General features: G+C 37.2%; 11 protein-coding genes and 1 pseudogene. 9 read left to right on the forward strand and 3 right to left on the reverse strand.

What is annotated here, in order from left to right:
• The 5 genes and pseudogenes from DTA23_RS29295 to DTA23_RS16780 all read left to right on the forward strand — a co-directional run.
• Positions 1 to 952, forward strand: a pseudogene (locus DTA23_RS29295) (TonB-dependent receptor); the annotation flags it as partial.
• Positions 921 to 1,502, forward strand: coding sequence for a TonB-dependent receptor domain-containing protein (locus DTA23_RS29300; RefSeq protein ID WP_256604093.1), 582 nt, complete (start codon positions 921 to 923; stop codon positions 1,500 to 1,502). The pseudogene DTA23_RS29295 and the gene DTA23_RS29300, both read left to right, overlap by 32 nt.
• Positions 1,429 to 2,115: a TonB-dependent receptor domain-containing protein gene (locus DTA23_RS29305; RefSeq protein ID WP_256604095.1), complete on the forward strand. Its 687-nt coding sequence runs from the start codon at positions 1,429 to 1,431 to the stop codon at positions 2,113 to 2,115. Before DTA23_RS29300 ends, DTA23_RS29305 begins: the two co-directional genes overlap by 74 nt.
• A 149-nt stretch (positions 2,116 to 2,264) precedes the next feature.
• Positions 2,265 to 3,527 (forward strand): right-handed parallel beta-helix repeat-containing protein, encoded by a 1,263-nt coding sequence (locus tag DTA23_RS16775; RefSeq protein WP_112375474.1) that lies wholly within the window; start codon positions 2,265 to 2,267, stop codon positions 3,525 to 3,527.
• 13 nt (positions 3,528 to 3,540) lie between these two features.
• Positions 3,541 to 4,611: a phytase gene (locus DTA23_RS16780; protein ID WP_112375460.1), complete on the forward strand. Its 1,071-nt coding sequence runs from the start codon at positions 3,541 to 3,543 to the stop codon at positions 4,609 to 4,611.
• A gap of 119 nt (positions 4,612 to 4,730) precedes the next feature.
• On the opposite strand, the gene DTA23_RS16785 is transcribed toward DTA23_RS16780, so the two are convergent.
• Both DTA23_RS16785 and DTA23_RS16790 read right to left on the reverse strand, forming a co-directional pair.
• A complete protein-coding gene (locus tag DTA23_RS16785) occupies positions 4,731 to 6,755 on the reverse strand; it encodes a sensor histidine kinase (RefSeq protein WP_112375461.1) in 2,025 nt (674 codons plus the stop codon).
• Positions 6,756 to 6,837: 82 nt separating this feature from the next.
• Positions 6,838 to 8,013, reverse strand: coding sequence for an IS4 family transposase (locus DTA23_RS16790; protein WP_112374126.1), 1,176 nt, complete (start codon positions 8,011 to 8,013; stop codon positions 6,838 to 6,840).
• A 440-nt stretch (positions 8,014 to 8,453) separates the two neighbouring features.
• On the opposite strand from DTA23_RS16790, the gene DTA23_RS16795 reads away from it, so the two are divergent.
• Positions 8,454 to 9,122: a response regulator gene (locus DTA23_RS16795; RefSeq protein WP_112375462.1), complete on the forward strand. Its 669-nt coding sequence runs from the start codon at positions 8,454 to 8,456 to the stop codon at positions 9,120 to 9,122.
• A gap of 63 nt (positions 9,123 to 9,185) precedes the next feature.
• On the opposite strand, the gene lgt is transcribed toward DTA23_RS16795, so the two are convergent.
• Positions 9,186 to 10,004 carry a prolipoprotein diacylglyceryl transferase gene (gene lgt / locus DTA23_RS16800; RefSeq protein ID WP_112375463.1) on the reverse strand — a complete coding sequence of 273 codons (819 nt, stop codon included), beginning with the start codon at positions 10,002 to 10,004 and terminating at the stop codon, positions 9,186 to 9,188.
• A gap of 504 nt (positions 10,005 to 10,508) precedes the next feature.
• On the opposite strand from lgt, the gene DTA23_RS16805 reads away from it, so the two are divergent.
• The 3 genes from DTA23_RS16805 (at position 10,509) to DTA23_RS16815 (ending at position 13,994) form a co-directional block, all read left to right on the forward strand.
• Positions 10,509 to 12,386 (forward strand): sensor histidine kinase, encoded by a 1,878-nt coding sequence (locus tag DTA23_RS16805; protein WP_172462445.1) that lies wholly within the window; start codon positions 10,509 to 10,511, stop codon positions 12,384 to 12,386.
• Between the two features lie 12 nt (positions 12,387 to 12,398).
• Entirely contained in the window at positions 12,399 to 13,121 is a 723-nt protein-coding gene (locus DTA23_RS16810) for a LytR/AlgR family response regulator transcription factor (RefSeq protein WP_218565403.1), read from the forward strand.
• 132 nt (positions 13,122 to 13,253) lie between these two features.
• Positions 13,254 to 13,994 (forward strand): ImuA family protein, encoded by a 741-nt coding sequence (locus tag DTA23_RS16815; protein ID WP_070563863.1) that lies wholly within the window; start codon positions 13,254 to 13,256, stop codon positions 13,992 to 13,994.
• Position 13,995: the final 1 nt, after the last annotated feature.

The following is a 13,995-nucleotide window of genomic DNA, read 5'->3' on the forward strand; positions in this document are numbered from 1 at the left end:
GGAAGCCGATGCAGTGGGTGGGGTTGTCAATATGGTTATGAAATCGGCGCCGACAAAGCTATTGCTTCAAGCAAATTTGGCAACGGGTTATAGCCAACGTTATTTTAATCGGGATTTTGGAAGCTTTTCAATAAGCGGAACCTCGGCAAAATCGCCATATGAACAGCATGGGAAGAATTACAATGCAACCGCAGCTGATTTTAATAAAGGTGCATTAGATTATACTTATAAAAAGCCCCTTCCAGACCTTGTCGGCAATTTGACAATAGGCAATCGGTATTTGGATGATAAATTGGGCGTTATTTTGGGTGCGAGTTATCAAAATTTACGTCGTGGCAGTCGTTCTATTTTCTACAAATCGGCTGTCGTTGGCCTAAATCCCAATGCGGTAATTACTGAGCAGAGTGATCGTCAATATGATGAACAGCAACAACGCTTAGGTTTGCATAACAAGATCGACTATCGATTTAATCTGAATCATCGGATTAGCTTCTATCAAATGTATGTGAATTTAAATAACATGCAATTACGTGATGCTGTGAATACGATATATAATGGCCAGTATGATCCCAGTATTGGTAAAGCCGAACTGACCTATGTGACAAGAAGTCGAAAAACACAGCAACAGATCTACAATGGTACCTTACAGGGGGATCATCATTTTTTAGATAATCGGCTGAATGTCCGTTGGTCAAGTGTGCTTTCTTCAGCGCGCAATCAATTGCCACAAAATACGATGATCAGTTTGGATGGCGTAGAAGAAAATTTTGAACGTAAAAGGACTTCTCTCGTCAATAAATCTCCTGTAACCTATCGCTGGGAACGGAATACGGATAATGATCATGCAGGTTATTGGGATGTAGCTTATAAAGTTCCAATGGAAAACAGTAAGCTGGAGCTATCGACCGGAGGTCTGTATCGTGATAAACAGCGTAGTAGTTTTTACCAATAACTACAACTTATCACCAGCTTCTGCAGAAGAGGCAAAGTATAAATACGGTGTGGATTTTCAGCGCTATACCGATCTCAATCTGAATGTCACCAATCCTACTGGAGCTGTCGCAAATCCACTAACTTACGACGCTGGTGAGAAGACCACAGCATTGTACGGCATGTTCAATTATGAGAATGACAAATGGCAGATGATCGGTGGAATCCGTATGGAACACAGCAATCAGAATTATAAATTATTGTTTCCTGCAGGAGAAAAAAGACCGGAGGGATCACAAATTTATACAGAATGGCTGCCAAGTTTGACCATGAAATATCATTTGGACGAAAAAGAACAGCTTCATGCAGCCTATTATCGCGCTTTAAACCGACCTGGATTTTATGAAATTGTACCCTCAAGTGTGGTTAATGAAGAGTTTTTAGAAAAAGGAAACCCAGATTTAAAACATGCCTTAGCAGATAATTTCGATTTAAGGTATGAATTATTCCCTGAAGCTTCTTCCCAATTTCTTGTGGGTATGTTTTATAAAAAAATCAAAAAACCCAATTGAATATACCTTTCAACCGGATGAGGTTCGTAAGCAGGATGTATACTACACTCCGGGTAATTTTGGTAATGCCAACAACTTTGGTGTCGAGGTTGATTACATCAAGTATATCCAGAAATTTGGTGTTAAGGCCAATTATACCTATACACATTCACGTATAACGACCGCTAAGATGTCGCGTCGAATCAATGAAACCACACAGGACCCAGAAGCGATAATCGTGGATCAAACTAGACCATTATATGGGCAAGCTGCACATGTGGCCAATCTATCATTGCTTTACAAAGATGCTAATAATGGCTGGGAAGGACAGTTGGCTGGATCTTATACCGGCTCACGGATCAATACAGTATCGCAATTTTTGAACGATGATTTATGGCAAAAGGGATTTGTTCAGTTAGATGCTTCTATTGAGAAAAAATTTAAAGCAGGTTGGGCCATTTTTGCCAAAGCCAACAATATCTTGAATACACCAATGGAATTGTATGTGAAAGGAACAAATCCCGAAAATGAGAAGATAGCTGAAAAGCTTATTGAAGGCGGAAATACATTGATTAGAAAGGATTTGTATGGGCAGAACTATATCCTTGGTTTACGTTATTCGTTTAGTAAATAATAGACCCGCGTAAAACACAACATGTTTTAATCTGAACATGTACGGTGTGAAATAACAACAGTTTGTTTCGGTGAAGCTTTCCCTTTTTTGGAACGATCAAGTTTTGAACAAGTATGATTCGCTTCATCATTAAAATTAAATATATACAGATGAAAAATAAATGTATTTTATCGTTTCTAGCATTTTTTATCGTGGTGTTAAGCGCCTGTGAAAAAGCAAATATTGATGTTGATACTGCTGATGCCGATGGAAGTGCTATCGGCGAGGTCTCCGGTGTGTGGAGTAAGGGGAGTGTGCAGCATATTAAGGGGGATATTATTATTCCCGAAGGTAAGACACTAACGATTGAGGAAGGCGTAACTGTATTGATGGATTCTGTCAATAAGCCTGAAATTGTTGTTTTGGGTAATTTATATGCGTTTGGTACAGCTGAAAATCCTGTCAAGTTTACGGTTGAAGATGGGTATAAGACGAAGACGAATGAATTTGGCAAATTATGGGGAGGAATTTTAGCCGCCCCAAACTGTCAGGAACTTGTTTTGGACAATACCATCATAGAGTATGGGGGTGCAATTACATCAGACGCGTCAACTTCTGTAAAGATGGGCTTGTATAAAAAAGTGTCTGGTGAAGCTTTACCAGCGCTATGGTTTTCTAATCCAAATGGAAAACTAGTGGTTCAAAATAGTACGGTAAGTCATTTTCACGAAGACTGCACGTATATTGAAGGAGGAAAAATCATTTTTGCTAACAACCGTTTCTTTTCCAATGGGGTGACAGGTGGAGAAGCGATGAATTTCAAATCCGGATGTCTTGCAGATGTTGCTTATAACCTAGTGTATAGTGTAAATACCAATGCATTAAAACTGTCCAATTCAGGAGACCGTACACCCCAGGCTTATATTATTGTTTACAATAATACCATGCTCAACACTGGATGGCGCAGACCGACAGCCAAAGGAGGTTCGATTTGGTTAGAAGCATCTGTCAGAGCCGAGATTTACAATAATCTTTTTGCTAATACGCGGTTTGGAGTCAAGCGCGACCCGAAAAAGCCAGAAGATAACCGTTCTGTGTCAAGTAATAACTGGTACTATGGTTACAGCCAATTGAATGTAGATCAGTTTCAGGTCGGCAAAAATGATATTGTAGGCGGTAGTAATGATATTAGAGGTAAAGCGGCAGGAGATAATAATCCTAAATTTATAGCCTATCCTTTGGAAACCTCAGTCGACAACTATCTGTTTGACTCCACCTGGGATTTTCATCTCCAAGGGAATTCACCTGCATTAAAGGCTGGTACCCTTGCTTTTAAACCTCATTTTACGAGTGGCCTGGTGATGTCAAACGGTCTAATCTATAGTTCTCCCCAGCCAGCAGCATATGTTGGGGCATTCGGTTCCAAATTCTAATTTACTTCATATAATGACAAATTTAAAAACAATACTAACACTAACTTTGGGAGCATCAACCCTGCTTCAAATGGCATGCGAAAATGCGCAAACAAATAATATAGAATCAGTTAAGCCCGTTATTGTGACTGATGCTGTACGTTATGATTCGGATGATCCCGCAATTTGGATCAATAAGAGCGATCCGAGCAAGAGTTTGATTATAGCAACGGATAAAGATGCCGATGGAGCTTTATTCGTGTACGATTTACAGGGTAAAACGGTCAAAGAAAAAGTGGTTTCCAATTTAAAACGACCAAACAATGTTGATGTAGCCTACGGTTTGGTATTGGGAGGGAAACCTGTCGATATCGCCGTCACAACAGAGCGTATGACCCATAAATTGCGTGTCTTTTCATTACCCGATATGAAACCGATCGATCAAGGGGGACTGGATATGTTTGTTAGCGAGACTGAACCGGAATTTAGGGATCTGATGGGGATTGCCCTATATACTTCCCCAAAAGGAGAGATCTATGCTATTGTTGGACGGAAAAATGGACCAAAAGAAGGCTATTTGGGTCAATATTTATTGGAGGATAATGGTTCTGGTACGGTAAAAGCTACATTAGTTCGCAAATTTGGTTCATTTAGTGGAAAGAAAGAGATCGAGGCGATAGCGGTGGACAATGAGCTTGGATATATTTACTATTCGGACGAACAAATTGGCGTAAAACAATACTATGCCGATCCAGCAAAGGGAAACCAACAGTTGGCATTATTTGCTACAACAGGTTTTAAAGAAGATCATGAAGGTATTTCGATTTATAAATTGACCGATAGTACCGGATATATCTTGGTGTCGGACCAAGGTGCAAATCGTTTTCAAGTCTTTAGTCGGGAAGGAACCCAAAGCAATCCTTTCGAACACAAATATCTGAAGACTGTACCGGTTATGGCAACACAAAGTGATGGTTCAGAAACGACCTCCTTTAATTTAAATGAAACCTTTAAACATGGCTTGTTTGTTACTATGAGCGACGATAAAACATTCCATTACTATCGATGGGAAGATATTGCCGAAGCGGATTTGAAAAAGAAATAGGTTATAGAATAAGTGCTAGAGCAACAGTTGTTATTTGATTTCAGCTGTTGCTTTTTTTTGCTATTGGTAATATTTGTTTGCTATTGGTAATATTTGTTTAAAATACCTCGCGTTATGCTTTATGCACTGAGCGGAATTTTAAACCAAAAGGTTGATCCTTGACCAATCTGGCTGTTGACACCAATTTCTCCTTGATGTTTTTGAATAATTTCTTTGCAAATAAACAGCCCAATGCCAAATCCCGACGCGTAACAATCTGCATCGTCATTTACACGATAGAATTTGTTGAATATTTGTTTCTGATCCTTGTGATTGATGCCTTTTCCTTGGTCTTTGATCTCGACTTCAAAATAACCTGATTGTATTGCCACATGCAGGGTAATTGTTGAATTACTGGGTGAATATTTAATGGCATTGTTCATGAAGTTGATTAGCACTTGTTCGATTTTATCACGATCGGCAATAATCTCCAAATTCGAATCTATTGCTCCAGTATAATGGATGAAGTGCTTTACCGATTTTAAAGAATAGATATTTTGAATATAATCGATTAAAGAGCAAATGTTAAATGTCTTTTTGCGAAGCACTAGCTTACCCTCATTTAATTGAGTAACATTTAAAAAGCCGTCAATTAAACCGCGCATACGCGTTGCTTGCTCATTCGATTGGTGGAGATATTGCATGCGCTTTTCGGTGCTCAGTGTACCTTCTTTGGCCTGAAGTAATTGGATATAGGCAATTAGTGAGGTAAACGGTGTTTTAAGTTCGTGACTTGCGATACTAATAAAGTCTAGTTTTTTCCTTTCTTCTTCCTTGTCATTGGTGCTGTCTATTATAGCGCCGTAGATCATATGTCTTGTTGTATCCGATTCCAATTGACTTCCACCTATTGACCTTAACCATTTTATCTTACCTGTTTTTTTATCTTTTATTTCACATTGACAATCGAAAGGAGATTGTTTATGTGTTACTTCCAGAAAAACATCATGGATGATAGTTCTGTACTGAGGCAGTATTTGGTCGAAAAAGTCAGCTTCTTTGATGTTGTCTTGCTGATCGAAGCCAAATAATTCACGGCAGCGATCATTGAGTTCCATTGTTTTGGTTTCCATGTCAATAGAAAATATACCGATACCGGCGGCTTCTACGATCATTCTAAACTGTTGATCTCTTTTGGCGATAAGTTGATGAATTGTTTCAAGCTTTTCGTGTTCTTGATGCTGGGTGGTAATATCTATAGCGGTACCTGCAAACCATTCGGGTTGTTGGTCTTGGTCAAAGTATACTCTTCCTTTACAGTGCAACCACCGTAACTGAAGATCTTGTGCTCCAATGGTTCTAAACTGTACGTCATAAACACCTTTGTTTTGATAAGTCAGTGATTTTTTTACTTCCTGATCGATTCTATTCCTATCTTCTGGATGAATATATTTAAGGACTTCATTGTATGGAACATACTCACCTTTCGCAAACCCAAAGAGTTCCCGAGTCCGTTCATCCCAATTTACTAAGTAATTTTTACAATTTAAGGTCCATGTTCCCATCTCGGCCGACTGTAAAGCAAAATGATAATGTTCTTCACTCTCAATGATTTTCTTGAGTGCCCCCTTAAGTTTTTCATTGAGATCTTCAGTATGTTTAGATGACAAGGTGTAATTATTCGTTGGGCTCTTATAGTGTTTTCCTGCTATAAGATATTTTTGAGTTAATAAATCTTGTAGCAATTTTCGTTCAATGGTATTTTTTTCCTGCGTTTGTGGGTACTTGTCTTCATTTTCAGGTATCAGTCTATTTTGATTAAATATGCCATAAATTTCACCTTTTTCATCGATGAGCGGATGATATTCAAAAGTGTGCGTATAACCTAGTGAAGCCTGATTTTCCGTTTTGAGTTTAATCCTTATCTTTTCAATGACCGCAGTTTTTCCGTTTATCCAGACATTTTTCAGGAGGGGGATATAGGGTGTTAAATCTTCTCGTTGAAGACAATTTTCAAGACACTGCCCAATAATACGCTGATCACAACCCCAAAGTTTTAACATGTTAGTGCTTGCATAAGAAATATGGAGTTCTGCACTATCATAAATTGCGCAGGCATCCAATGAAGAGGTGAGAACGGCTAAAATATCTTTATCTGAACACACATGTGTCCTAAATAAATTTTAGGGAGCTGTTTCTGTGTTCCCAACATAGATTTTTTCCTCATTTGAATTTTGACCCTACTTTTCATTCCTGGAAGATGTGCAGCTGTCCATTTTTCCCTTTGACCGGAGGCCTTACAAAGGGATCATCTATCCATTGCCAGATATTAATTTTTACGAAGATATTCATTCTGATAAATGCCACCAGATTGGAGAGGTTCCAATCATATCTGGCCTTCTTTTGCAGATATTTTAGCAGTAATATACCGATCAGGGAAGTCCAGATCTGGATCATCACTGCATTTTCAGAAGTCCCTATGAATGTCGATACTTTTAAGCGCTGCTTTAGATGCTTGAAGAAGACTTCGATATGCCAGCGCTGTTTATATATATTAGCCACCACAGAAGCCTTCCACGCAGTATTATTGGTCAAAAAATGGTACTCATTGCCCGTGGTGCTGTCCCAAAAGTGAACCAGGCGTAGCGGCTTGCCGTTGTATTTATTGCAGGCAGGGCCAGAAAGCTCAATGAGCTCATCTTTAATGATTCCCTTTTCCAGGAGCGCTTCACTCTGATATGATTTGATAACCTTGTACTTCATGCCAGTTTTACTCCTGGTAACGAAGTAACAGCCGGTGCTGTCCAAATCCCCAAGCCAGCTATAATCCACGTAACCGCGATCCACGACCACGACGCTTCCTTTTGGAAAACTGTAGCTACCCGCACGCTGGCTCTCATGCACTTTTCCATCCGTAATCTGCATAAAGACAGGTAGGCATCCATCATAATCCAGAACGGTATGAAGTTTTACCGCACCTTTGGTGCTCCTGAATTTAGCCCAGTCAAATAGAGATAGACATAATGGGATCACGCTGGCATCCATCAGATAAACCTTTCGCTTCAATTGGGTAAGATCTTTGCGAAAATGCGTATCCTTTTGCCAGAGCTTGTCCAAAAGAGCAAAGTATAGATCTTTAAAGAGTTCATGGGGGCGATGCTTGTTGATATAAGAAATATTAGACTTACTAGGAGCTCTAATCACACCTAAATGATTCAGATTACCAGTTGTACTGCGCAAGCCATTACTGATATCCCGAACTGAATCTGCCGAGGAAAAATGGCAGAATATCATGCTCGCAAGATGCGTCCAACTGTTGATCCCTTTGCAATGTTTATCACTCTTATGTTTAGCCACCAAATCCTTGAATAATTCGCGGTCGATAAGCGATAAAATCTGACTAAAAACGTTTAAATTTACCATGGCGGTGTAATAAAATTTAGCGATTTAAATATAGCAACTTTGCTATATCAAAACACCGCCGCTTTTTTAACGTTTAGGACGCAAGTGATCTGAACATATCATAACATAGCAAAAATTAAGTATTGATTAAAGCGATATCGCTATAGCTTGATTTAATAGCATACAAATATTGTTCCTTTCTCATGAGTTTTCGCTCTATCCATAAATGACCGGAGTTGTCGTACGGGATGAAATCCACTATTTTATTTGCCAGTTGATCCTGTGGGCTGTTTAATGTGAACTCATCATGTCGACAGTAGACTGGATAGAAAGTTGTATCTTTATTTTGTTTATGCAGTCTGTTTCTTTTTTATTTCAAATAGCGAATATGATAAATTATCGTTGCAGTATAAGTTTGGAAGAAAATAGAATTGAAAGTTTTTATTTAAATGCCATAGAAGATGAATACGGTTAAGATACTATTGGTTGAAGACCACATGGTCGTACGGAATGGTATTAAACTACTTTTAGAATCCCAGGGTGAATTTACGGTGATAGGCGAGGCATCTGATGGTGCAGAAGCGCTGTCTATATTGGCGAATGGTTTAGCTCCTGATATTGTTTTAACTGATATAAACATGGAGCATATGGAGGGTATGGAGCTTTTAAAAATCATCAGTCAAAAATATCCATTGGTCAAAGTTGTGATATTGTCTATGCTAAATCAAATTCATTATGTTGTTGAAGGTTTTGAACATGGTCTTTCAAGCTACCTGTTGAAAAATATAGGTTACAATGAATTACTTTTTGGATTAAAGCATGTCGCTGAAGGCGGACGCTATATGAGCGAAGAAATTAGTATTGCCCTGCTTGAACAAGTTTCTTCCGGTCAAGTTTATAGGGATGCGGGCTCGAATATCATCCTCGATCTGGAAATAAACGATCGCGAGCTAGAAGTATTAGAGTTAATCGCTGACGGTTTTACAAATTTAGAAATTGCAGATAAAATCTTTTTGAGTAAGCGTACTGTTGAAGGATATCGGCAGAGCTTGATAGATAAAACAAGGGTAAAAAATACCGCGGAATTAGTAAAATATGCTTTTCAACATGGCTTATTAAAAAAGTCATGATAACCATTTCTGTATTTGGTGAGCATGACGTAGCGGGCTATTATTGGAAGTCCGCGCATGCTATTACGTTATATTCGGTATTCTTTCTCGACAACGATTGAAAATAAATAGACCAGCTCCAATAAGAATGAAGGGTATACTAAGCAGCTGTCCCATATTGATCAATAAGGAGTCTTCAAAATGCTCTTGATTGATTTTCAAAAACTCATCTAAAAACCTGAACGAAAACAGCAAAACCAACAGCAAGGCGAAATAGTTTCCATTGTTACGTCGAAGCTTGTTTTCTTTCCATAAAAGATATAACAATACGAATAATAAGAGACAAAATAAGGCTTCATAAAGCTGTGTTGGATGCCGGGGGATAGTATCGATATGGGTAAACACAAAGGCCCAAGGTAAGCTACTTGCTGTGCCAATCATTTCAGAGTTCATTAAGTTGCCCAATCGAATGCAAACACCAGCTAAAGGGACGACCAAAGCAATCCGATCTGCAAGCCAGAGAAAAGGAAGTTGCTGTTTTTTTGCAAATAAATAGATTGCGATTAGTATGCCTATACCACCACCGTGGCTTGCCAGCCCACCTTCCCATATGGCTAATATTTTTAAGGGATTATTGAGGTAATAACCGGGATCGTAAAATAATACATGCCCTAGTCTAGCGCCAATGACAGTACCAAAAACAATATAAATGGTTAGTTGATCTAAAAACTCGGGTGGCCGACCTTCTTTCTTAAATAATGATCCTAATATCTTATAACATAATACAATACCCAATAACCAAAATAGTCCGTACCAGCGAATAGGGTGTTCAATAAGTGGAATAACAAAGATATCACTATCTATAGTCCAGTTTATGTAAGTAAAGATTAGGTTATTTACCATATTACGTTTTAGCGTGATGCTTTATGATATAAGTATGTGGTATGGCTATTTCGTTACACGTTTTGATAAAAAAACGAAATTCTCTTTATCGATGCAAATATTGAGTCATATATTGCGATTATTAAATAGTAAGTTTTCATTGTTGACCAAATTTGTATGTTTGTAGGAAGTAAAAGAAAATTAACTCTATCTGCGATCATAATTGCACTCGGTGTTTTTACTGAGGAAGAATATTAACATAAGTATCAGTGGGGTTAAATACTTTTGAAAGTATATATTGGTTTTTTTGATAATATTCCGATATTCGACAATAGATAACATGATATGGATAGTAGTGCCTTGCCTATTTTTTTATAGCTGTTGATATCTTGTGAAAGCTTATTATAGTTAATGAAGGAGGTAATGGAAAAATATAAGACCTTCATGTAAATTTAAACAGATAGTTATATTCTGATGATACGAAATTTGACAAGATTTACTTTTTGTTTTTTATCTCTCGTGCTAATGGCACAGTTACTTTCTTGTTATCAAATTGATCGTCAGACGTCTAGAAATAATGCGCATACTGAAGATAAGGCACTTGATTTAACCTATCAGGACACATTATTAAAATTTCTCGCTCTACAGGATTTTAGGGATCAATCTATTATAGCAAAGGAGACAACGGAGTTTGCTAAGGATAGATATTTTAATATTTCTGGCTATAATTGGATTTTTTTGGCGTATAACTACTTGTTGGATGATAAAATTGATTCAATAGAAATTGCGCTGAAAAACCTTGATGGGAGAACAATGTCTCCCGATTTGCATGTTCTGAAGGATTACTTTAAAATAAGAGCTAATTTTAGTTTTAATGATGTGACTACTATTGGCATCATGGAACAAATTATCGATGCGAAAGAATATGCATTAGCAAATAAAAGTAGGTTTAGTTTTCTTTTTTTTAATCTATTGGCCAATGCAAATTATCGCCGCGCTGATTATAACCAGGCACTCAAAGATAACGAGTCGTGGTATTATTATCATCCCAACAGATCCGACCCACATGTTGCACAGGCCTATCAGGAGATTAAATTTATACAGTATATTGAATTGCATGATTTTGAGAAATTAAAATTAACACTGGATAGCTGCAGATATTATGCAAATAAAACGGCTGATTCTGCTATTATTATGCGCATGTATAATTTACAGGCGCAGTATTTTTTTAGCATAGGTAATAGTCGAAAAGCAGTAGAGGCATCCCAAAAGTATTTTAATTATTTATCTTCAAGCAAGGCGCTCAATGCCTATGCGTATGCGAATTTGGCAAAAAATTTTTTGAATAATCATCAAGTGGACTCGGCGATCTATTATTTCAATGCTGGATTGCAGTTTATCAAAACACATAAAGGCAAGCAAAATAAATTATTCTATTACCAGAATCTACAAGTAGCACACGCATTAAAAGGAGATTATGAACGGGCTTATTTTACCTTAGATTCAGCCTATCAGGATTATAAAAATAGCACAAAAAGTATTGAAAATGATCGTATCAATGAGATCAATACACGATATGAAACTGAAAAAAAGGACCAGGCTATTCAGCTTTTAAAAACAACAAATGCCTTCAACCATCAGATTATGGTCCAACAGCGTTGGATTTTTGTTATTTTATTTGCGCTGATCTTTAGTATTGCATTCTTCATTTATTATCGGAATAAACAAAAGTTGTTGAAAAATATTAATCAGCGTATAGTTGCCGAAAACAGACAATTAATTTTAGAGCAAAAGACACGACAAAACCAGCTTAATCCGCATTTTATTTATAATGCTATAGCTAATTTGCAAGGTTTGATCAGTAGTGAACAAAAAGCAAAAGCAAATCAATACCTCATCCTGTTGTCCCGTCAAATTCGTGATATACTCGAATTAAATAGGGAGGAGTATATTTCTTTGGATCAAGAAATTAAATCATTAAAGAATTATATACTTTTACAGCAGATGCGCTATCAAGATGTATTTGATTTTGAAATTGAGAGCGGTAATTTGGATGTGGACGATGTCATGATTCCCCCCATGTTGATTCAGCCGTTTGTTGAAAACGCTATTGAACATGCTTTCAAAAATTTAAATTATCGCGGACAGTTACAAATTCTTTTTAATCAGCAAGCAGATCAATTGCATATTGTTATCAGTGATAATGGTTGGGGAATGCGCACACATAAAAAAGAGAATGCGCACAAGACATCTCTTTCACAGGTGATTACCAAAGAGCGTCTTGAACTTTTATTTACTGATCCAAAGCAAAAAGCAAGGATTGAAATAAAACCCAATTATAAAGAGGATAAAAGTGGATATCGTGTAGAAATTTATATCCCACTTGTTTTATATTTTAATTAAATACGTGAAATTATGAAAGTTTATATTCTTGAAGACGAGCATAACATCTATCTGTATATTAAGTCTCTGTTAGATGCGATACCCTATGTTCAGATAGTAGGTTATAGTCCCTCTATTGCCCAGGCAGAACGTGAATTGCTTGAATCTAATCCAGATCTTATTTTAGCCGATATTCAATTGAAAGACGGATCCAGTTTATCCTTCCTTTCAGAACTGAAATTGGATATTAATACCATCTTTATAACAGCATTTAACCAGTATGCCATAGAAGCCCTAAATATAGGTGCCATTGCGTATTTATTAAAGCCATTAGTCCCAGAACAATTTATGGAAGCTATTGAAAAATGTTATAAAAAAAATACGGAATTTAAGTTCAATAGCATGCAATTAAGCATGGCCGAAAGCTATCTGAAATCTCCAAGTAGACCTCGTAAGATAGCGCTTCGTACATTTGAATATACCCAGATCGTGAATATTAATGATATTCTTTATTGTCATGGAGATAAAGGGTATACTACATTTTATATCAAAGACAATAAACCGATGATGGTTTCAAAAGTCCTTAAACATTTTGAAACGATGCTTCCTGAATCTGAATTTATTCGTTGTCATCAATCTTATTTAATCAATGCCAATTATATTAAAAAATATTTCAAGGATGGCCAAATAGAAATGTCTGATGGTAAAATGATTCTGTTGCGACCAGAAAAAAAGATGTCATCCAACAATTCTTGAATGATATATAAGAATTGAAATAGTAAAGATTCCGTTTTAGCACTGTGTTTATTTGCTAAAAAATATAGCTTTCGTCTTTAATACTAAAATATTTAGTATTACATTTGTATGTACTATTAAATAGGAGGGGCTATGATGTTAGATGATAAACAAGCTTTGATTAGTAAACTTAAAAAAGACTTACTGTCGTGGCAGGGAGTAGCTCAAAGTTTGAATGATGAATGCGCTATAGATTTGGGGCCTTTGGAAAAAGCTTTTCCAAATGGAATCTTTCCCAAAGGTGTTATACATGAATTTGTTAGCTTTAACCGCATGGATAGTGCTGCTTCCTGTGGATTTATTGGTGCTTTGCTTGGAAAACTGATGCAAAATGATGGGATTTGTATTTGGATAGGCTCTATTCAAACGGTATTTCCTGCTGCTATCAAATCATTTGGAGTTGATCCGGCCTCGATTGTTTTTGTCTCCATGAAACGGGAAAGAGATGTTTTATGGGCAATGGAAGAAGCGTTGAAATGCCATGGCATAACAGCCGTATTGGCTGAAATACATCAGCTGGATTTTATTCAGTCAAGGCGCCTTCAACTTGCCGTAGAAAAAAGCCGGGTGACAGGATTTATACTTCAACATAACCCCAAGATCTTGTTGGCGACGAGTTGTGCTGCACGTTGGAAGGTTACTTCTTTACCTAGTCAATCGGATGATGGATTACCTGGTATTGGTTACCCCTGTTGGGAAGTAGAGCTGCTTAAGGTAAGAAATGGTAATCCAGCCAAAGGACAAATTATCTGGTCTCCACAAGGATTTAGAACATTCCTCAAAAAAGATGTGCAGATCACAGATTGGACCTATAATTATCAAAATTTAGGCTAGC

Source organism: Sphingobacterium multivorum, assembly GCF_900457465.1.
Taxonomy (GTDB): Bacteria; Bacteroidota; Bacteroidia; order Sphingobacteriales; family Sphingobacteriaceae; genus Sphingobacterium; species Sphingobacterium multivorum.

Coding starts and splice junctions, on each gene's coding strand:
- DTA23_RS29305 (WP_256604095.1), top strand. CDS start 1,429: ATGAATTATTCCCTGAAGCTTCTTCCCAATTTCTTGTGGGTATGTTTT.
- DTA23_RS16805 (WP_172462445.1), top strand. CDS start 10,509: ATGGCACAGTTACTTTCTTGTTATCAAATTGATCGTCAGACGTCTAGA.
- lgt (WP_112375463.1), bottom strand. CDS start 10,004: ATGGTAAATAACCTAATCTTTACTTACATAAACTGGACTATAGATAGT.
- DTA23_RS16815 (WP_070563863.1), top strand. CDS start 13,254: ATGATGTTAGATGATAAACAAGCTTTGATTAGTAAACTTAAAAAAGAC.
- DTA23_RS16775 (WP_112375474.1), top strand. CDS start 2,265: ATGAAAAATAAATGTATTTTATCGTTTCTAGCATTTTTTATCGTGGTG.
- DTA23_RS16795 (WP_112375462.1), top strand. CDS start 8,454: ATGAATACGGTTAAGATACTATTGGTTGAAGACCACATGGTCGTACGG.
- DTA23_RS16780 (WP_112375460.1), top strand. CDS start 3,541: ATGACAAATTTAAAAACAATACTAACACTAACTTTGGGAGCATCAACC.
- DTA23_RS16790 (WP_112374126.1), bottom strand. CDS start 8,013: ATGGTAAATTTAAACGTTTTTAGTCAGATTTTATCGCTTATCGACCGC.
- DTA23_RS16810 (WP_218565403.1), top strand. CDS start 12,399: ATGAAAGTTTATATTCTTGAAGACGAGCATAACATCTATCTGTATATT.